This is a genomic window from Humibacter ginsengiterrae (assembly GCF_054780115.1).
Map to the genome: position 1 here is coordinate 223,134 of NZ_BAAGWY010000004.1, position 18,895 is coordinate 242,028.

At 67.7% G+C, this 18,895-nt stretch carries 16 protein-coding genes; 3 read left to right on the top strand and 13 right to left on the bottom strand.

Annotated elements, in window-relative coordinates; translation table 11 throughout:
• Positions 1-7: 7 nt before the first annotated feature.
• From ACYVII_RS07380 to ACYVII_RS07405, 6 genes are all read right to left on the bottom strand, one after another.
• Positions 8-2,527 carry a glycoside hydrolase family 2 protein gene (locus ACYVII_RS07380; protein ID WP_460533332.1) on the bottom strand — a complete coding sequence of 840 codons (2,520 nt, stop codon included), beginning with the start codon at positions 2,525-2,527 and terminating at the stop codon, positions 8-10.
• 124 nt (positions 2,528-2,651) lie between these two features.
• On the bottom strand, positions 2,652-3,467 hold the full coding sequence (locus ACYVII_RS07385; RefSeq protein WP_460533335.1) for an ABC transporter ATP-binding protein: 816 nt from the start codon (positions 3,465-3,467) through the stop codon (positions 2,652-2,654).
• Positions 3,464-4,369: an ABC transporter ATP-binding protein gene (locus ACYVII_RS07390; RefSeq protein ID WP_460533518.1), complete on the bottom strand. Its 906-nt coding sequence runs from the start codon at positions 4,367-4,369 to the stop codon at positions 3,464-3,466. Before ACYVII_RS07390 ends, ACYVII_RS07385 begins: the two co-directional genes overlap by 4 nt.
• A 32-nt stretch (positions 4,370-4,401) precedes the next feature.
• Positions 4,402-5,370 carry an ABC transporter permease gene (locus ACYVII_RS07395; protein WP_460533338.1) on the bottom strand — a complete coding sequence of 323 codons (969 nt, stop codon included), beginning with the start codon at positions 5,368-5,370 and terminating at the stop codon, positions 4,402-4,404.
• 10 nt (positions 5,371-5,380) lie between these two features.
• Positions 5,381-6,370 carry an ABC transporter permease gene (locus tag ACYVII_RS07400; protein WP_460533341.1) on the bottom strand — a complete coding sequence of 330 codons (990 nt, stop codon included), beginning with the start codon at positions 6,368-6,370 and terminating at the stop codon, positions 5,381-5,383.
• 83 nt (positions 6,371-6,453) lie between these two features.
• Positions 6,454-8,157 (bottom strand): ABC transporter substrate-binding protein, encoded by a 1,704-nt coding sequence (locus tag ACYVII_RS07405; RefSeq protein WP_460533344.1) that lies wholly within the window; start codon positions 8,155-8,157, stop codon positions 6,454-6,456.
• A gap of 177 nt (positions 8,158-8,334) precedes the next feature.
• Here ACYVII_RS07405 and ACYVII_RS07410 point away from each other — a divergent pair, with 177 nt between their 5' ends.
• Both ACYVII_RS07410 and ACYVII_RS07415 read left to right on the top strand, forming a co-directional pair.
• The gene (locus tag ACYVII_RS07410) at positions 8,335-9,540 is read left to right on the top strand and encodes an ROK family transcriptional regulator (protein WP_460533347.1); all 1,206 of its coding nucleotides are present in this window, start codon (positions 8,335-8,337) and stop codon (positions 9,538-9,540) included.
• Positions 9,541-9,670: 130 nt separating this feature from the next.
• On the top strand, positions 9,671-10,501 hold the full coding sequence (locus ACYVII_RS07415; protein WP_460533350.1) for a cytochrome c oxidase assembly protein: 831 nt from the start codon (positions 9,671-9,673) through the stop codon (positions 10,499-10,501).
• A gap of 225 nt (positions 10,502-10,726) precedes the next feature.
• Here the strand turns inward: ACYVII_RS07415 and ACYVII_RS07420 are convergent, their stop codons facing one another.
• The 6 genes from ACYVII_RS07420 to ACYVII_RS07445 all read right to left on the bottom strand — a co-directional run bounded on the left by ACYVII_RS07420 (position 10,727) and on the right by ACYVII_RS07445 (position 17,431).
• The gene (locus ACYVII_RS07420; RefSeq protein WP_460533353.1) at positions 10,727-11,614 is read right to left on the bottom strand and encodes a hypothetical protein; all 888 of its coding nucleotides are present in this window, start codon (positions 11,612-11,614) and stop codon (positions 10,727-10,729) included.
• A 286-nt stretch (positions 11,615-11,900) separates the two neighbouring features.
• A complete protein-coding gene (gene lysS, locus ACYVII_RS07425; RefSeq protein ID WP_460533356.1) occupies positions 11,901-13,460 on the bottom strand; it encodes a lysine--tRNA ligase in 1,560 nt (519 codons plus the stop codon).
• A gap of 94 nt (positions 13,461-13,554) precedes the next feature.
• The gene (panC, locus tag ACYVII_RS07430; protein ID WP_460533360.1) at positions 13,555-14,571 is read right to left on the bottom strand and encodes a 4-phosphopantoate--beta-alanine ligase; all 1,017 of its coding nucleotides are present in this window, start codon (positions 14,569-14,571) and stop codon (positions 13,555-13,557) included.
• A gap of 9 nt (positions 14,572-14,580) precedes the next feature.
• On the bottom strand, positions 14,581-15,366 hold the full coding sequence (locus tag ACYVII_RS07435; RefSeq protein WP_460533363.1) for a Rossmann-like and DUF2520 domain-containing protein: 786 nt from the start codon (positions 15,364-15,366) through the stop codon (positions 14,581-14,583).
• On the bottom strand, positions 15,366-16,940 hold the full coding sequence (locus ACYVII_RS07440; protein ID WP_460533366.1) for a PH domain-containing protein: 1,575 nt from the start codon (positions 16,938-16,940) through the stop codon (positions 15,366-15,368). Before ACYVII_RS07440 ends, ACYVII_RS07435 begins: the two co-directional genes overlap by 1 nt.
• Positions 16,937-17,431, bottom strand: a complete 495-nt coding sequence (locus ACYVII_RS07445) for a PH domain-containing protein (RefSeq protein WP_460533368.1) — start codon at positions 17,429-17,431, stop codon at positions 16,937-16,939. The genes ACYVII_RS07440 and ACYVII_RS07445 overlap by 4 nt, the downstream gene beginning before the upstream one ends.
• Before the next feature lie 278 nt (positions 17,432-17,709).
• On the opposite strand from ACYVII_RS07445, the gene ACYVII_RS07450 reads away from it, so the two are divergent.
• A complete protein-coding gene (locus tag ACYVII_RS07450; RefSeq protein WP_460533371.1) occupies positions 17,710-18,330 on the top strand; it encodes a biotin transporter BioY in 621 nt (206 codons plus the stop codon).
• 154 nt (positions 18,331-18,484) lie between these two features.
• Here the strand turns inward: ACYVII_RS07450 and ACYVII_RS07455 are convergent, their stop codons facing one another.
• On the bottom strand, positions 18,485-18,889 hold the full coding sequence (locus ACYVII_RS07455; protein WP_460533374.1) for a VOC family protein: 405 nt from the start codon (positions 18,887-18,889) through the stop codon (positions 18,485-18,487).
• Positions 18,890-18,895: the final 6 nt, after the last annotated feature.

The window sequence follows — 18,895 nt, forward strand, 5'->3', positions numbered from 1 at the left end:
GCCGCGTTCACGGACGCGATCGTTCGCCGGCGAGCAGGTCGTTGGCGCTGCGGAGCACGAGCGGATCGGTGAACGCTGCCGGATCGACGTCGGCGCTGCTGGCGACATGGAACGTGGTTGTCTCGCCGGGGAGCAGGGTCACGAGCCCCTGGTCGACGGTGGCGACGGCATCCACGCGGTCGACGGCGAGGAACGCGTCGCGCAGGTAAGAGCGAGCGGTCACGGCCACGCGGTATCCGTTCTCGGTGCGCACGGCGGATGCCTGCGCCGCTTCCGGGTCGAGGAGCTGCTGAACCACCTCGGCCGCGTTCCACACGGCCCGCGGGAACCCGTCGACGACGGCGACCACGATCTCCGCTTTCGGGTCGCCGACCGCGGCCACCTCGGACGGCAGTCGGTATGTCGCTGTGCCGCGCGATCCCACCCGTACCGGCAACGGCTGTTCGGCGAGCACCGTGCCGTCGAAGGCGAGACGGACGACGCGGGCCGTGGTGTCGACGGCTTCCGCCGTGTCGTTGACCAGCACGAGCGCGAGGTACTCCTCCGGGTCGCCCAGTGCGGTCGGGTCGGTCTCGCGAGGGTCGATCGATCGCGGCTGGATGGTCGCAAGCCTCGGCGCGTAGGCGTCGCGCATCGCGTACCAGAGCGGCTTGCGGTGCTCGTCGAAGTCGACGGCGGCCCACGAGACCACCGGCCAGTCGTCGTTCAGCTGCCACAGGATCGTGCCGGTGTTGTACGGCGTCAGCGAGCGGAAGTGCTCGACTCCGAACCGGATCGCGTGCGCCTGGTTGAGCTGCGTGGCCCAGTGCCAGTCCTCGATCGTGGCCGGCTGCGGCAGGTGCGCCGCCATGCCGCGCTCGAGCTTGAGGTTGCCGTACTCCGCCTTCTGGTGCACGAGCAACTCGTGCCCGTACGGCTCCAGCGGCTCGTCGTGCACGACGCGGGCGAGGGTGCTCCACGCCGGCGGGCCCTGGAACCCGAATTCGCTGACGAAACGGGGGCGGTGCTCGCGGTAGGCGGCGTAGTCGCGCTGGTTCCAGACATCCCAGATGTGCATCGTGCCGTTACGGGGATCGTTCGGATGCGCATAGTCCACGAACGAGAACGGGCTCGCCGGCGAGTACGGCCGGGTCGGGTCGAGCTCGGCCAGGAGCCGGGGGAACAGCTCGCGGTAGTAGCCGTCGCCCCAGGCGCGTCCTGCCAGCTCCTTCCGCCAGCCCCACTCCACGTAGCCCCAGATGTTCTCGTTGTTGCCGTTCCAGATGGCGAGCGACGGATGCTGCGACAAGCGCACGATCTGCTCGCGCGCCTCGGCCTCCACCTCCTTCGCCAGCCACTCCTCCTCCGAGTACGCGGCGCAGGCGAACAGGAAGTCCTGCCACACCAGCAGGCCGAGTTCGTCGGCCAGTTCGTAGAAGTCGTCGGACTCGTAGATGCCGCCGCCCCAGATGCGGATCAGGTTGACATTGGCCTCGGCCGCGTCGGCGAGGCGGCGAGCGTAGCGGTCGCGCGTCATCTCCGTGAGGAATGCGTGGTCCGGGATCCAGTTGACGCCGCGCACGAGCACGTCCTCGCCGTTCACGCGCACGACGAACCGGTTGCCGTGCTCGTCGGGCGAGGTGTCGACCTCGACCGTGCGGAAGCCGACGCGGCCCTGCCAGGTCGCTGCGGGCATCCCCCGCACCGACACCGTCACGTCGTACAGCGGCTGTGCGCCGTGCCCGGTCGGCCACCACAGTTCTGCGTCGGGAACGCGGACGATGACGGATGCCGGCGCCTCCCCCGCCGCGACGCTCGCCTCCGCCCGCACCGAACCGACCCGCACATCGAGGTCGATCGGCGCATCCTGCGTCACCCCGTCGCGTTCCACCTCGACGTGCACCGTGGCGACGCCGTCCGTGCCATCGACGTCCACAAGGGGACGCACGGATGCGACGCGCGCCCCGCTCCAGGAGTCGATGCCGATGGGCTGCCAGATGCCGCTCGTCGCGACGTCGATACCCCAGTCCCACCCGAAGTTCGAGGCGGACTTGCGCAGCTGATTGAACGAGTGGTGCATGACCTTCGGCCAGGCGCCGTGCTCGGCGTCCCGTCGCTCGACCTCCGTGACGGGGGCGGCGAACGTGATCACGAGCTCGTTGGTACCGTCGCGCAGCAGCTCGCGCACGTCGAAGCGGTAGCTGCGGTGCTGGTTCTCGGTACGGCCGACCAGCCGGCCGTTCAACTCGATCGTGGCCACCGTGTCGAGACCGAACGCGACGAGGTCATGACGTGCCGAGCCGTCATCCGTGTAGTCGAAGCTCGTCGCGTACCGCCAGACGGTGCTGCCGATCCACTGCTGTGCGGCTTCGTTGTCTCCGTCGAACGGGTCGGCGATGAGCCCGGCCCGAACCAGGTCGGTGTGCACGACGCCCGGCACGGTCGCGGGCACATTTCGCAGGTCGACATCGTCGGGAGTCGGCCCCTCCACCGCGGTGACAGTCCAGCCGTCGTGGATCGGGGTGAAGGTGCTGGGCGTGAAGGGCATGAGGTTCTTTCTGTGTTCGTGGTTCGTGCGCGCCGGAGTCGCGGCCGCTCCAGCGCGAGCCGTCCGACACCAGCGGACGGCCCGCCCGAGGGGTCTGACGGTGCGGATGAAGCGGGCGAATCCGTTAGGGCGTGGCGCCGGCGAGCTCCTTGAGACGGAGCTCCGGGTTCGGTGCCGCCGCGGCCAGCAGCTTCGTGTACTCGTGCTGCGGATTCAGGATGACGTCGTCCGCCGGCCCCCTCTCGACGATCTTGCCTCGGTACATCACGAGGATTTCGTCGGAGAAGTGCCGTGCCGTCGCCAGGTCGTGCGTGATGTAGAGCACGCCGAGGTTCTCTTCGCGCTGCAGCCCGGCGAGCAGGTTGAGCACGCCGAGCCTGATCGAGACGTCGAGCATCGAGACCGGCTCGTCGGCGATGAGCATGCTGGGCTCCGGTGCGAGGGCCCGAGCGATCGCGACCCTCTGCCGTTGGCCGCCGGAGAGCTCGTGCGGATGCTTCGCCGCGAACTCGTCCGTCGGCGTCAGCCGCACCCGCTCCAGCAACCGCGCCACGCCGGCATCCACCTCGGCCCGCGTTCTCGCACGGCCGTGCAGCCGCAACGGACGCGCCAGATGATGGGCGACCGAGTGGTACGGGTTGAGCGACGCGAACGGGTCCTGGAACACCATCTGCACCTGGTTCCGGTAGGCGCGCAGCCCGCGGCCGCGGTGTCTGATCGGCTTGCCGTCGAGCAGGATCTCGCCCGAGCTCGGATGCTCCAGCTGCAGAAGCAGCTTCGCGATCGTCGACTTGCCGCTTCCCGATTGCCCGACGAGCGCGACCGTCTTGCCCGACTCGAGCGTGAAGCTGACATCGTTCACGGCGATGAGCTCCTTCGAGCGCCATCCGCCGCGCACCTTGTACCGCTTGAACACCTTGCGGAACTCGAGAGTGCTCATCGATCGGCTCCTTCGGTCTCGGCCGCAGCATCCTCCACGGCACCGCCATCCGCTTCCAGCCGCTCGTCGCGCACACCCGTGCGGATGAAGTCGCCTCGCTCGCCGGTGAGGCTCGGAAAGGATGCCAGCAGCTGCCTCGTGTACGTGTGCTGCGGTTTCGTGTAGAGGTCGTAGGCGTCGTTCAGCTCGACGATCTCGCCGGCCTTCATGACGGCGATGCGGTCGCTGATCTCCAACAGGAGCGGCAGGTCGTGCGTGATGAAGATGACAGCGAACCCGAGCTCGGACCGCAGCCGGGTGATCTCGTTCAGGATCTCCCGCTGCACCACCACGTCGAGCGCTGTGGTGGGCTCGTCCATGATCATCACCTGCGGGTCGAGCGCCATCGCCATGGCGATCATCACGCGCTGCCGCATGCCGCCGGAGAGCTCGTGCGCATACGACCGCAGCCGATCGCGGCCGACGCCGACCCGTTCGAGCAGGTCACCGCAGAGCTGCACCCGCTCCCTCTTCTTCATTTCCGGCCGGTGCGCAGTGAAGATGTCCTCGAGCTGGTCCTGGATGCTGATGACCGGGTTGAGCGAGTTCATCGCCCCCTGGAACACCATCGAGATCTTGTCCCACCGGAACGCCCTCAGATCCGCGCCGCCCAGCGAGGCGAGATCGACCGAGTACCCCTCGCGGGAGTGGAACGTCGCGGATCCCGAGGTGATGAGCGCCGGAGGCTTCAGCAGGCGCGTCACTCCGTAGGCGAGCGTTGACTTGCCGCATCCGGACTCGCCGGCCAGGCCGAGCACCTCGCCTCGACCGAGCGTGAGCGACACGTTCTTGACGGCGTGCGTGGTGCGCGCGCCCAGGTAGTCGACGCTGAAGTCGTCGATCGTCAGCACCGGGTCGGCCACGTTGCGTGGCGGACGGATGCTCGTGGCCGCGCTCACTTGATGTCCTCCTGCTCGAGACGCTTGATCTGCGCCGCGTCGAGGCCCCACGCCTTGCGGGCGGCTCGTGTCTGGTTGCGCAGCTTGGGGTTGATGATCTCGTCGATCGAGAAGTTGATCAGCGAGAGCGCGCATCCGAAGAGGGCGATCACGAGGCCGGGCGGAACGAACCACCACCAGGCGCCCTGGGTGAGAGCCAGGTCGTTGTATGCCCGGTAGAGGATGGTCCCGAGCGTGAACGTGTTGTTCGCTCCCAGGCCCAGGAACGACAGTCCGGCCTCGCCGAGGATGGCGAAGATGATGGCGAACACGAACTGCGACGCCATGACCGGGATGAGGTTGGGCAGGATCTCCACGACCAGGACGCGCCACGTCTTCTCCCCCGAGACCCGCGATGCGGCGACGTAGTCCCGGTTGCGGAGCGAGAGCGTGACGGCCCTGAGTACGCGGGCAGACCCTGCCCAGCTTGTGATCGCCAGAACGATGGCGATGAGGAAGAGACCGCGCTGGTTCTGCGGAACGTAATTGCCGATCACAATGACCAGCGGGAGGCCGGGGATGACGAGGATCACGTTGGTGAACAGCGCGAAGCCCTCGTCGACCGCGCCGCCGATGTAGGCGCCGAGGATGCCGAAGAACGCAGACAGAACGGTTGCGAGCACGCCGACGGTAAAGCCGATCACGAGCGAGCCGCGGGTGCCGTACGCGATCTGCGTCCAGACATCCTGACCGGTCTGTGTCGTGCCGAGCCAGTGCTGCAGTCCGGGCGGGGCGAACGCGTTGGTACTGATCGCATTGGGATCGCCGACGAAGAGCGGCCCGAAGATGCCCCAGAGAATGAGGACACCGGCGATGATCAGCCCGACGACGAGCTTCGGTGAGCGAGAGGGCAGCAGCTGCGCGATGCTGCGCTTGACGCCGAGGGCTGCCGGCGCGACGTCGGTCGCCGCGAGGGTGGATGCCATGAGTCGCCTCCTAGGACCGCGCGCGGGTGCGCGGGTCGATGAGTCCGTACAGCACGTCGACCACGAGGTTCGCGGCGAGTACCGAGAGTGAGATCACGAGGAACACGCCCTGCATGAGCGCGTAATCGTCGTTCGCCACGGCCGTGAAGAGCAGTTGGCCGATGCCGGGGTAACTGAAGACCTGCTCGGTCACGATCGACCCGGAGACGACGAATCCGAGCGAGATGGCGAAGCCGGAGAGCGAAGGCAGCACGGCGTTGCGTGCCGCGTACGTCATGCGCACCCGCCGGGGGTTGAGGCCCTTCGCCTCGGCCGTGACGATGTAGTCCTCGGAGAGCGTGGAGACCATCATGTTGCGCATGCCGAGCATCCAGCCGCCGATCGACGAGACGACGATGGTGAGCGCCGGGAGGAATCCGTAGTAGATGGCGCTGCCGATGAAGTCGAGGCTGAGCCCGGGCGTTGTGGTGGCCACGTTGTATCCGCCCGCATACGGGAACAGCGGCACGACCCTGGTGAGCACGAGCACCAGGATGAGAGCGAGCCAGAAGTACGGCACGGCCTGGAACATCGTGGTCACCGGGATGAGGTTGTCGAGCCATGATCCGCGTTTCCAGCCGGCGAGCATGCCGAGGCCGATGCCGAGGATGAAGGAGATGACCGTGGCCAGGCCGACGAGCGCGATCGTCCAGGGCAGCGCCTGACCGATGACCGTCGTGACCTTTTCGGGGTAGTTGGTGAGCGATACTCCGAGGTCGCCGTGCAGCAGGTTGACGATGTAGTCGCCGTATTGCTGCAGCAGGCCACCGCTCCCACCGCCGAGCTCGACCTCGAGAGCGTGCCGTGTGCCGGCCGTGACCGGCTGACCGGCCGCGCCCATCTTGGAGATCATGATGTCGACCGGGTTGCCGGGCATCATGCGAGGAATGAGGAAGTTGAGCGTCACCGCCGCCCAGAGGGCGACGACGTAGAACGCGATCTTCTGCAGGTAGAACCGCATCTCTTTCTGCTTTCTGCGTGACCGAGGGGTGGGCGGATGCTCGCAGACATCCGCCCGCCCCTCGCCCCGTTATCGCGTCGTGACTACTTCACCGGGCGGATCGTCTTGAGCACGATGCCGACGCCCCAGTTGCCGCCCCACGGAAGCGGGAACGCGTACTGGTCGTTCTGCGTCGGCCAGCCCGTGGCGCGCGAGTTGTTGTACTCGGCGAGCGCGGAGTTCACGTACACCGGCACGTACGGCATGTCCTTCACGATCTGGTCCTGGATCGTCTTGTAGGCGGCCTGCTTCACGGACTCCTGGTTGGTCGTCGCCAGCTGCTTGATCGCGGCGTCGACGGCTGGGTTGGAGTAGCGCGAGGTGTTCGTGGAAGGTGCCGGGTCTCCGACCTTCGCCGTCGCCGATGTCGCGAGGTAGGCGCTGTACTGGTAGTACGGGTCGGACGAGACACCCATGTTGACCGAGTTCATCGACATCTGGAACTTGCCGGTCGACTCAGCCTGAGTCCACGCGTTCTGCGCCATCTGGTTGACGGAGAGCTTGATGCCGGCGGCTTTGAACTGACCCTGCAGCAACTGGCAGATGGTGTCGTAGTCGGTCCAGCCGGAGACCACGTTGATCGACAGGTCGAGCTCCTGGCCGTCCTTGGCGTAGTAGCCGTTCGACCCGAGCTTCCAGCCCGCCGCCTCGAGGATGCTCTTCGCCTTCGAGACGTTCGCGGTCTGCGGCACCTCCATGTAGTCGGGGTTCGTGATCTGCGACTTGTTCACGGTGTTCAGCAGCAGCGAGGGGGATGCCGGTGCGCTGAAGCCCGCGGCCGCCTGCTTGTCGAGCTGCGTACGGTCCATCGCGTAGTACATCGCCTGACGCACCGCAACATCGGTCTGCGGTCCGGTGCAGCCGAGCGACGCATTCTCACAGGTGAAGAGCGCGGTGGTCGCCTGCGGCGAGTTCGAGTAGCTCAGATCCTTGTGCTTCGACATGATGCTCTTCAGCGTCGGAAGGAAGGCGCCCATGTAGTCGGTCTGGCCGGCTTCGAGGGCGGAGGTGGCGGCATCCGCGTTGGCCAGCGAGATGTAGCGCACCTGGTCGACCTTCGGCGCCTCGGCGCCCTTGCCCCAGTAGTTCGGGTTCTTCTCGAGCACGAAGCTCTGCGGGGTGAAGCTCTTGAGCATGTACGGGCCTGTGCCGACCGGGCTCGTGTTCGTCACCTTGGTCGGGTCGGAGATCTTCGACCAGATGCTCTGCGGCACGATCGGCTCGTTGCCGAGAATCTGCGGCTCGAGCGTGAACGCCGTGGACGGGAAGGTGATGACGACGGTGTCGTCCGCGGTCTTCTTGGCGACCCACTTGACGCCAGACGTGTTCAACCCCGGATTGTTGGAGATGAGGTTGAGAGAGTAGACGACGTCATCGGCGGACTCCGGCTTGCCGTTCGACCACTTGACGCCCTGGCGCACCTTCACGGTGAGCTGGGTGCCGTCGCTGTTCCAGCTGTACGACGTTCCGAGCAAGGGCACCGGCTTACCTGCGCGTGCCTTGTTGTAGTAGAAGAGCGGCTCGTAGATCACGCCGTTCGTGGGCTGCAGGTAAGCGCCCGTGTTGTTGAGCGGGTTGAAGTTCTCGGTGAAGTTGCCCACCTGACCGCTGAACAGAGTCACCGTGCTGGTGCCGGAGGAACCGTTCGATGAGGCATTCGCCGAGCATCCGGAGAGTGCCAGCGTGGCCGCTGCCGCGACCGCGACGAGCGCGACGCCGAAGCGACGCCGTGTGCTGCGTGGAGACATCCTTGTCCTTTCGTTGACCGGTGTGCGGTGCAAGGTGTTCACCGCTGTCGCCTCGAAGGTGCGCTTCGTTGCGATAGTGTCTTTCTTAGGTCACTTTATAAAGCGTGTCAAGTTAGAATTCCACTGCGAGATCGACCAGAGTGAAGATCGGCACGGAACGAGCGCGAGGAGGCGTAGGTGGTCAGACAGCGTGTCTCGCTCGCGGGCGGAACCAGCAGGGGGCTCGTTCTCGATCTCATCCGCACGCTCGGGCCCATCAGTCGCGTCGAACTAGCCGAGACGACAGGGCTCACGCAGGCGACGATGTCGACCGTGGTGCGTCAGCTGCTCGGCGAAGGACTTGTCATCGAGACCGGTCGCGGCGAGTCCACAGGCGGCAAGCCCCCCGTGATGCTCGACGTGAATCCGGATGCCCGCTTCGCCGTGGGCGTGCAGCTTGGCCGGGAGTCGATCACCTACGTCGTGATCAATCTCTCCGGCTCGATCGTGGGCCGCACGCGTACCGCGGGCATCGGATCGACCGAGCCGTCGGAGATGGTGCAGCGGCTGGCAGCAGAGGTGGATCGCACGCTCGACGGGCTCGGCATCGAGAAGGCCTCCGTCGTCGGCGTCGGCGTGGTGGCGCCGGGACCTCTGGATGTCGGCAAGGGCATGATCCTGCACTCTCCGCACCTGTCGGCGTGGCTCGACGTGCCCATCCGCTCGATGCTGTCGGACGCCGTCGGGCTGCCGGTGATCCTGGACAACGACGCCACCGCCGCGGCGATCGGAGATTTCTGGAGCGGCAAGCTCGACGACGCCGTGGCGCACGCGACGATATACATGGGCACAGGGATCGGCGCAGGGGTACTGATCGACGGCATTGTGTTCCGCGGCTCGAGCTCCAACGCCGGTGAACTGGGACAGGTGGTGGTCACGGGCGTCGACGGGCAGTCCGCCTACCTCGAGGAGATCGCAGACCCCGGCGCCGTCGTCCGGCGTGCGCATGCCACCGGTGAGGCCGCCCGGCTCGGGCTGCCCGACGACGACGACTTCGCCGGGTTCCGAGCCATCGCCACCGCGGCCGCCAGGGGCGACATCGGCGCCACCGCGCTCATCGAGGATTCCGCGGAACTCCTCGCGTCCGGGGTTCTCACTCTGGCGAACCTGTTCGACCTCGACTCCGTATCGCTGGCCGGTCCGGCGTTCGCTGTCGCCGGGCCGACCTATGTGCGGGCGATCTCACGACGACTCGAACGCGACTTCTTCGTGCGCACTCAGCACGGCATCCGAGTGCGACTTTCGACGGATGTCTCGGACGCCGCCGCCGTGGGAGGCGCCGCGCTCGTGCTGCAGACGGAGCTCGCACCGCGCACCATGGGGTTGTCAGCGGTCTCGGGGTGAGCATCCGCCTCCAAGGCTCAAGACGGATAATGGCCGGGCATCCAACGTTTCGTTCGCCCCCACGGAGCCACCCACGCCTGACGTACTGACGTTCCTCACCACGTTCTCGTTCAACCCGTACGCGCTCGGGGTGATCGTCGTCACCGGCGTGCTCTACGGGCTCGGCATCCTCTACGCGCATCGCAACGGCGTGAAGTGGCCGGCGTGGCCGACGCTCGCGTTCTATGTGCTCGGGCTGGGCTCGTACGCCTGGCTGGAGTTCGGGTTCCTCGGCACCTGGAGCGTTGACCTGCGCTGGGCGTTCACGACACGGGTGGCGTTCCTGCTGTTCGTGGTGCCGGGGCTGCTGGCACTCGGCCGTCCGGTCTCGCTGGCCCGCGCTGCCATGTCGGGGCTCTCGGCACGGGTGCTGGAGCGCGTCCTGAGCTCGTGGCCGATCCGGCTCATGGGCAACGCGATCTTCGCACCGGTCGTCGCGCTGATCGGCTTCTGCCTGTTCCTCACTCCCTTCGCGGCGTCGCTCCGCCTCGACCCGGGCTGGGAGGCCGCGATCACGATCGGCGTTCCGCTGGTCGGGCTGCTCATGGTTCTGCCCGTGACCGACAGCGGCCTCTTGCGCACAAGCCTGTTCATCACCGCAGAGTTCCTGCTCGCCTTCGTGGAGCTGGTGATGGATGCCATCCCGGGCATCCTGCTGCGCCTCAATGAGACCGTGCTCGACCACGCCCCCGCGATCACGGGCGCGCTGCCCGGGTGGTTCCCCAATCCGCTGCACGATCAGCATCTGTCGGGGGACTTCCTGTGGTTCATCGCCGAGATCGCGGACATCCCGGTGCTCATCGTGCTGTTCGTGCGGTGGATGCACACCGACAAGCGCGAGGCCAAGCAGATGGACGAGCTCACCGACGAGCAGATGGAACAGCTCACGCAGGAGCACCTGAAGCGCTTCCAGCAGCGGTAGGCCCGCCACCCGAGCCCGCGTGGCCCCACGGCCCGCCCCGGCCAGCCTGACCACAGCCCACCCCGGCCCCGCCAGGCCACAGCCCGCCCCGGCCCGCCTAGCCACAGCCCGCCCCGGCCCGCCTAGCCACAGCCAGCCCCGCCTGGCCGTCTCCCGAAAACAGGCAGGAATGCGCCTTCCTCGCCGGAACAGGCATGAATTGCCTGTTCCTACGTGATCTGCCTGTCATGAACGCCGTCGCGCTCGAGCCTCGCGACGAGCGTCAGGCACGAAAGGGCGTCCTGCCGCCAGGATGTCTGCAACCACCGCGATGCATCCATCGAGGTCGTCCATGATCTGGTCGTGGCCGAACCTGTGCGACCGCATGCCCATACGTACGGCGGCGGCGTCTCGAGCTCGATCTTTCGCGCGCTGCGCTCTGGTCGAGTGAAATGCATCGCCGTCCGTCTCGACGATCAGCCATCCATTGACGACATGGTCCACCCGGCCCATACCGGGGATCGCCACCTGGATCTGCACGTGCCATCCCTGGCCGGTCGCGGCAGCTCGGAAGATCGACTCGATCCCAGACTCGCTGCGGCGATCGACGAGCGCGCGTACGAATCGGAGCCGACCTGGCAGCCGGGCGCAGAGCGCATCCAGCTCCCGCGCGGAGAGCACGCCGATGTGTAATGCGCTGTCAATCGAAGCGATCAAGTGCACAGCGGTCACCCGGGTTGCCAGAACAAGGAGCGCGTCGACCACTCCCATCCGCCATCGGATTCCCTCGGGCCACACGAAGGTGCTTGGATGCACGCGGTACTCGCCTTCACGAAGCTCCGGCAACCGACTGGCCGTCCGTGGCGCAGCGATGCAGAGTCCGGTCTCGCGCGAGACCCACACTCCCATGCTGCGCAGCGCACTCTCGCCGCCGAGAGTTCCACCAAGCTCGACGGCACGGACCGCGTCCGAAGGCGCCTCCTCCGTCGCGAGCCAGGAACGCCGAACTATCCTCGCCGCGCCAGATTCGATGAACACCCGGATCTCGTGATCGGTGCAGCCGTACCGCATCAGTTGGGCACGCGTGGCGAGCCCGTCGAATCGAGCGAGAGCTTTGGCGACTCGGGCATCCATGTGTTCAGCGTGTCAACCACTCTTCGGCCACCCCGGGCGTGAGCGGCTGACTGGGGAGAACCGGGCGAGAGAAGCGGTTGTGGACGGCGATCGTCAACAGGCAGCTCTCGCCGGAACAGGCAACTCTTGCCTGTTCCCGCGAGGTAGGCGCTTTCCTGCCTGTTTTCGCGCGGACGCGGGGATGCGGGGACGCGGGGAAGCGGGGATGCGGGGGCGGGGCCGGGCGGGCGGTCGGGCCAGCCAGCCGGGCCGGGCCAGGCCAGCCGGGCCGGCCAGCCGGGCGGGGCTACTTCACCAGGGGGAAGAGGATGGTCTCGCGGATTCCCAGGCCGGTCAGCGCCATCAGCAGGCGGTCGATCCCCATGCCCATGCCGCCGGTGGGGGGCATGCCGAACTCGAGGGCGCGCAGAAACTCCTCGTCCAGCCGCATCGCCTCGTCGTCGCCCTGCGCCGCGAGCCTGGCCTGCTCGACGAATCGTTCCCGCTGCACGACGGGGTCGACGAGCTCGGAGTATCCGGTGGCGAGCTCGAAGCCTCGGATGTAGAGATCCCACTTCTCCACGACGCCCGGCTTGGAGCGGTGCGCGCGCACGAGCGGCGAGGTGTCGACCGGGAAGTCGCGCACGAAGGTCGGCCGCTCCAGGCCGCCCTTCACGAAGTGCTCCCACAACTCCTCGATGTACTTGCCGTGGATCGGATGCTTCACCTCGAGCTCGAGCAGCTCCGCGAGAGCCGCCAGCTCGTTCAGGGGCGTTTCGGGAGTGATGTCGGTGCCGCCGGTCCATGGCACGCGACCGGATGCGACCGCCTCGGTGAGGGCATCCGTGAGGCTCTCGTACATCGAGACGGAGTCCCACTCGCCGCCGAGGTCGTACTCGGTACCGTCGGCCCACGTGACGACGTGGCCGCCGCTGGTCGCCCACGCGGCATCCTGGATCAGCGTCTGCGTCAGCTCGGCCATCGTGTTGTAGTCGCCGTACGCCTGGTACGCCTCGAGCATCGCGAACTCGGGCGAGTGCGTGGAATCGGCTCCCTCGTTGCGGAAGTTGCGGTTGATCTCGAATACCCGGTCGATGCCACCCACCACGGCCCGCTTCAGGAACAACTCGGGCGCGATCCGCAGAAACAACTCCGTGTCGAACGCGTTCGAGTGCGTGACGAACGGACGAGCGGATGCCCCGCCGTGCATCGTCTGCAGCATGGGCGTCTCCACCTCGGTGAAGCCGCGCGAGGCGAACGTGGCCCGCAGCGACGCGACAGCCTTCGCCCGGTTCACTACGTTCGTGCGAGCCTGCTCACGGGCGATGAGGTCGAGGTACCTGCTGCGCATGCGGGTCTCCTCGGAGAGCTCGTTGTGCAGATTCGGCAGGGGCAGGATCGCCTTGGCCGCGATCGCCCACTCGTCGACCATGACGGAGAGCTCACCGCGCCGCGACGAGATGACCTCGCCGTGCACGAACACGTGGTCGCCGAGGTCGACGAGCTCCTTCCAGCGGGCGAGCGACTCCTCGCCGACGGATGCGAGTGACACCATCGCCTGGATGCGCGATCCATCGCCCGACTGCAGCACGGCGAAACAGAGCTTGCCGGTGTTGCGCAGGTGCACCACTCGGCCGGCGATGCCGACGAACTCGCCGGTGGTGGCATCCGCCGGCAGTTCGCCGTACTTCTCGCGAAGCTCAGGGATGGTGGCCGTGATCGGCACGCCGACCGGATAGGCGCCGCCCGCGGCATCCGCCTCGGCGATCAGCCGCTCCCGCTTGGCGAGCCGCACGGCCTTCTGCTCGCTGATCTCGTCAGCGGTCAAGTCGGCTGTCAGTTCAGCACCGGGCTGGTCGGTCGCCATGGGTCCTCTTCGTGTGTGCGGGTGCGGTTTCGATCCTGCGGCAAGCTCAGGACGGGCCTGACTCAACCGGTGGTGGGGCTCTGGCCCTCGGCCGCTACGGGACCGAAGGTCTTGGTGCGGTTTCGACGGACGGGCTCGCCGGCGCGAGCACGATGCCTGCGTTGTCGATCAGCCGCGTTCCGTCCACTTGCGCTGCGATCAGCGCGAGGGCTGGGCCGCGGTACCGTTCGTCGACGGAACGGAACGTCTGCGGGTCGACGATGGCCAGGTAGTCCAGCTTAACCGCCGCGGATGCCTGGGCGCGCGCGCGTCCCGCCTCGAGCGCCACGGCGGCACCCTGCGACGCCGCGGCGGCGACCTCGCCGAGCGCCGCGGAGAGCGTGACGGCTTCGCGTCTCGCCGTCTCGCTCAGGTAGCGGTTGCGGCTGGAGAGGGCGAGGCCGTCCGGCTCGCGCACAGTAGGGACGGCCTCGATGGCGACCGGGAGGTTCAGGTCGGTGACCATGCGGCGCACGAGGAAGACCTGCTGCGCGTCCTTCTGTCCGAACATCGCGGCATCCGGTTGCACCGAGTTCAGCAGCTTCGCCACGACCGTGAGCATGCCGTCGAAGTGGCCCGGCCGGGACGCCCCCTCGAACAACGTGGCCACCTCGCCGCCCGTGATCCGCGTCTGCGTCGGGCCGTCCGGATACATCTCGTCGACCCCTGGGGCGAACACGACGAGGCGACGCGGCGCGCCCTCCGCGGAGAACCCGTCGTCAGGGATGCCCGCGGCCAGCGCCGCAAGTGCGTCGAGGTCGGCGTCCCAGGTGCGCGGATAGCGATCGAAGTCCTCGTTCGGACCGAACTGCAGCGGGTTCACGAAGATCGAGACGACGACGAGGTCGGCGAGCTCGCAGGCACGGCGCACCAGAGCGAGGTGGCCGTCGTGCAGGGCTCCCATCGTGGGCGCGAGGGCGACGCGGGCGCCGTGCGCACGGGCATCCTTCACAATGCTGCGGATGCCCGCGATCGTCGTCGCCACCGGGGGCCGGTTCGGACGAAGGTCACCGGAGCTCCGGGGGCTTTCGTGCGAACGAGGACGCAGGTCGGGCATGGACTGATCAGACATAGGTCTCCGTCAGTTCGTGGGATGGTCGGGATCGTACGGGTCGGGGGGCTCGGGAAACGGAGACGAGGCCTCCAGCAGCCCGGGCATGTCGAGCGCGTCGAGCTCGGTGGGAGCACCGGCGCGGCGCAGCGCCTCGTCGACGGATGAGCGCACCAGCGACGACAGGAACGCGCCGGCGTTCTCGATGCCGGCCTTGGTCAGGATTCCGGATGCCTGCTCTACGATCGAGCGCGAGAACGTGGTGGCGGTGGCGATCGCCTCCGCGTAGGCGGGGCGGTTCTCTTCCTCGACGATCACCGGTTCGCCGCCCATCTCGACGACGAGTGCCTGCCCGATGGGCTGCACCGGCCTGGGCGCCGTGACCGCGAAGTAGCTCTCGGCGAGCCGGGCAAGATCGAGGCTCGTTCCGCTGAACACCATCGCGGGATGGATGGCGAGCGGGATCGCACCGCGCTGCAACGCCGGCGTCAGCACGCCCGTGCCGTGCTCCGGCGAGGTGTGCACGACGAGTTGCCCGGCCTGCCAGGTGCCGGCGAGCGCGAGCCCGTTGACGAGTTCTGGCAGCTCCGCGCCCGGCACGGCCAGCAGTACGAGCTCGGACCTTTCGATGAGGTCCGGGATGCTCAACACGGGCACCCCGGGGAGCAGCGCCTCCGCCCGCTCCCGGTTGCGATCGCTCGCCGTCGCGATGCCCACGACGGCGTGGCCGGCACCGGCCAGCGCCGCACCGAGCACCGGACCCACGTGGCCAGCACCCACGATTCCGACGCCCAGGCGCCCCGATCGTGCGGGCATCAGGACTCTCCTCGCTCGTGGGGGCGATGAGGCGTCTCGGCGTCCGCCCAGGCGATCGCCCCGGCGCTGACCAGGGCGAAGAGTTCCTCGGCGGCACGGGTATCCATCACCGGAACCTTCGCGTGCACCGGGCCGTCGATGAGGTGAACATCGGCGGAGGATAGGTCGAGGATGCGCCGCGCGGGTCCCTGCTCCACCTCCACGCTCTGCATGCGCGCCAGCGGAACGAACACGATGCGCCTCCACACGGCTCCGTGCCGCAGCACGATGACGCCGTCCGCGATCGTGTAGCCGGTCTTGCGCCACGAGAACGGGCGCAGCCAAGCACCTCGGCGCGGTGCCGACGAGAACACGGACTGGTCGGCGTGGGCGTCCATGCCGGCGTGCGCGATGGCATCCCTCAGCGTGTCGTTCATTCCGGGCAGCAGGAGCGGCAGCACGCGCTGCACATCGCGGATGCTCCCCACCGGCAGGGTCGTGGTGCGCGCCTCCCCCGCCGAGTTCTTGCCGCGGGTGTGGCCGGCGGTGTTCATGCGCATCTGCCACCAGCCGAACGGACGCCAGGCCAGCGGCTGCACCAGCTCGACGGCGTGGATGCGACGCGGCGGAATGGTCTCGCTGCTCGTGGTGAGCAGGCCGAAGCCGATGCGCACGCCCTGGTCACTGCCGGCGATGTTGTAGCGCAGCGCCTTGCTGAACCGGCGGATGAACAGGCCACCGAGGCTCAGCACCATGGGGAAGATGACGATGATCAGCCAGAGGCGTCCCGTCGATGCACCGGCGATCATCGCGATCAGCACGGCGAACATGACCAGAGTTGGCACGCTCAGCAGCAGCGAACCGGCGAGCCTGCCCGGGTGCATTCGCACGATGGATGCCGGTGGCGCGGCATCCGGGTCGAGGTCGGCGGGCGAGACGAATTCGTCGACCCGGTCCGAAAGGATGCCCAGCGTCGACGACTGCCGCTGGGCGGGCGCCCCGCCCGGCACGGCGGCTTGCCCGACTTCCGCTTGATCGGATGCCCGCACTCCCGACGCGAGCCGCAGGATCTCGCGCCGTAGCGTCTCGGTCACCTTCGACGGCAGGTAGCTCAGATACAGGTTCGCGTCATGGCCCGCGACGACGATCTCGAGCTTCGCAGCACCGAAGATGCGGGCGAACACCGGACGCTGCACGTTGATGCCCTGGATGCGGTCGAGCCGCGCCTTGCGCTCCTGCCTGCGAAGGATGCCGCTGCGCAGCTCCACCGCCTGGTGCGTCACGCGGAAGGTCTGCACCCGCCACGACAGAGCGAAGACGCCGACGCACGCGGCGATGACCACGACCGCGATGCCGATCGCGGGCCACACGAAGTTGTGCCGAACGATCGCGTCGATCGGGTCTCCGGAGGGGTAGTCCGGTGTTCCGAGGAAGAGGTTGATGATGCGCTCGCGCAGGTTGGCGATGATGATGCCTGCGACGAAGACGATGGCGATCCCGCCGCGCAGCAGCGGCGTCGCCTTGTGCATTCGATGCCACTCGCCGTCGGCGAGACCCGTCGCCTCGGTGTACGCCTGGCTCACGGTGCGAGTCACAGACCGGACCTGCGCGACTCGGCGAGCTCGACGAGCCGGTCGCGCAGCCAGGCGGCATCCGAGTCGACCAGGCCTGGGATCGACACCCGGCTGGATGCCGCAGCCGTCACGAACCGGAGTTCGGCGAGCCCGAGCATCCGACCGATCGGGCCGCGCTCGATGTCGAGCAGCTGCATGCGTCCGTACGGCACCGCGACGAACCGCTGGAACATGATGCCGCGCCTGATCAGCAGGTCGTCGTCGCGCAGGAAGTAGCCGATCGCACGCGCCCGGCGAGGCGCGATGATGAGCTGCACGATGGTGATGACGGCGATGATCACCAACGCGATCCACGCCCACCACCAGTGCAGCACGAGCCAGGCGAATACCGCGATGGCCGCCGCGACGATTCCGCCGATCAGCGACCCGACGATCACGACCACGACGTACTTCGGCGAGACCCGCCGCCACTGCGCCTTGTCGAGCGCAGCGGCGTCCAGTCGTTGCGACACAGTGGCTCCTCGTTCCGGCGGTCGGGTTGTCGACCCCACGCGGCTCCGATCGCCGTCGGCGATCGTGCAGTCCATGCTAACGACCACACGCCTTCGCGGGGGCGCCAGCAGTCTCTTGTCAACATTGCCCAAAGAATGCCCGGAACGGATGTTCAAACCCTCGGCTCGTCCGACGGCAACTGCCCGCTTAGGGTGGGGAGCGTTCCCCCTGATCCTCAGCGGGAAGCACTCCCCGCCTTCGCGGGGAGCAACCCCTCGTTCGATGCAAGGAGACCCACGTGTCCTCAGCAACCTCGGCCCCACGCCTCGTCCCCACGCTCGCCGATCGTGTGGTGCCACGCGGCGCCGTCGCGAACGCACTCCTGATCGTCGCCGGCACCGCGATCGTGGCGATCTCGGCGCAGATCTCCGTGCCACTGTGGCCCGTCCCGGTCACGGGTCAGACCCTGGCCGTTCTGCTGGTGGGCGCGAGCCTGGGCGCGTGGCGGGGTGCTGCATCCCTCGGCCTCTACATGCTGCTGGGCATGGCGGGCCTGCCGATCTTCGCCGACTTCGCGGGCGGGCCGGCATCGGTACTGCTGCCGAGTTTCGGCTTCATCATCGGGTTCATCCCCGCTGCCGCGCTGATCGGATGGCTGTCCGAACGCGCCTGGGATCGTCGTCCGGTGCTCGCCGCCGCCGGCTTCTTCGCTGCGAGCCTCGTGCCGTTCCTGTTCGGCCTGCCCTACCTCGCGGTGGTGCTCGCGAACCTCGGACTCCCGCACAGCTTCGCCGCGGTCATGGCCGCCGGGTTCACACCGTTCATCGTGGGCGGCATCGTCAAGTGGGCGATCGCCGCGGCGCTGCTGCCGTTCGCGTGGATGCTGGTGCGCCGCATCGACCGCCGCACCCGCGGCTGAGCGCCGGGCGCTCACCGGAGGCCGGTCGCGCTACACCTATCGGCATCCGCCACAGCAAATTCGTGTGGCGGATGCCGATTCGTGTAGCGGGAAGGTTGATGGGTGTAGCGGATGCCGATTTGTGTGGCGCGTACTCCGGCGGAGGGCGCTGCGCTCAGGCCTGCGCGATGCGGATCATGTTGCCGCTGGGGTCGCGCACCGCGGCATCCCGAACGCCCCAGAACTGGTCGGTCGGCTCCTGCAGCACCTCTACGCCGGGCGCTCCGGCGAGCTTGTCGAAGGTGGCTGCAAGATCATCGGTGCGCAGCTGCAGCATCTGCAGTTCGCCCTTGGCGAGAAGGGCGGCCACCGCGTCGCCGTTCTCTTGCGAACGGCCGGCGTGCGGCTGTTCGAGCACGATCTCGATCTCCGGCTGGCTCGCAGTGGTGAGGGTGATCCACGTGAACCCGCCGTTCTCGACGGTGTTCTTGACGGTCATTCCGAGAGTGTCACGGTAGAAGGGAAGGGCTGCCTGCGGGTCATCGACCAGCACGTGCACGCCGCTGATGGCTACTGTCATGACCTC

Coding starts and splice junctions, on each gene's coding strand:
- ACYVII_RS07395 (WP_460533338.1), bottom strand. CDS start 5,370: ATGGCATCCACCCTCGCGGCGACCGACGTCGCGCCGGCAGCCCTCGGC.
- ACYVII_RS07405 (WP_460533344.1), bottom strand. CDS start 8,157: ATGTCTCCACGCAGCACACGGCGTCGCTTCGGCGTCGCGCTCGTCGCG.
- lysS (WP_460533356.1), bottom strand. CDS start 13,460: ATGGCGACCGACCAGCCCGGTGCTGAACTGACAGCCGACTTGACCGCT.
- ACYVII_RS07380 (WP_460533332.1), bottom strand. CDS start 2,527: ATGCCCTTCACGCCCAGCACCTTCACCCCGATCCACGACGGCTGGACT.
- ACYVII_RS07420 (WP_460533353.1), bottom strand. CDS start 11,614: ATGGATGCCCGAGTCGCCAAAGCTCTCGCTCGATTCGACGGGCTCGCC.
- ACYVII_RS07400 (WP_460533341.1), bottom strand. CDS start 6,370: ATGCGGTTCTACCTGCAGAAGATCGCGTTCTACGTCGTCGCCCTCTGG.
- ACYVII_RS07455 (WP_460533374.1), bottom strand. CDS start 18,889: ATGACAGTAGCCATCAGCGGCGTGCACGTGCTGGTCGATGACCCGCAG.
- ACYVII_RS07385 (WP_460533335.1), bottom strand. CDS start 3,467: ATGAGCACTCTCGAGTTCCGCAAGGTGTTCAAGCGGTACAAGGTGCGC.
- panC (WP_460533360.1), bottom strand. CDS start 14,571: ATGTCTGATCAGTCCATGCCCGACCTGCGTCCTCGTTCGCACGAAAGC.
- ACYVII_RS07435 (WP_460533363.1), bottom strand. CDS start 15,366: ATGCCCGCACGATCGGGGCGCCTGGGCGTCGGAATCGTGGGTGCTGGC.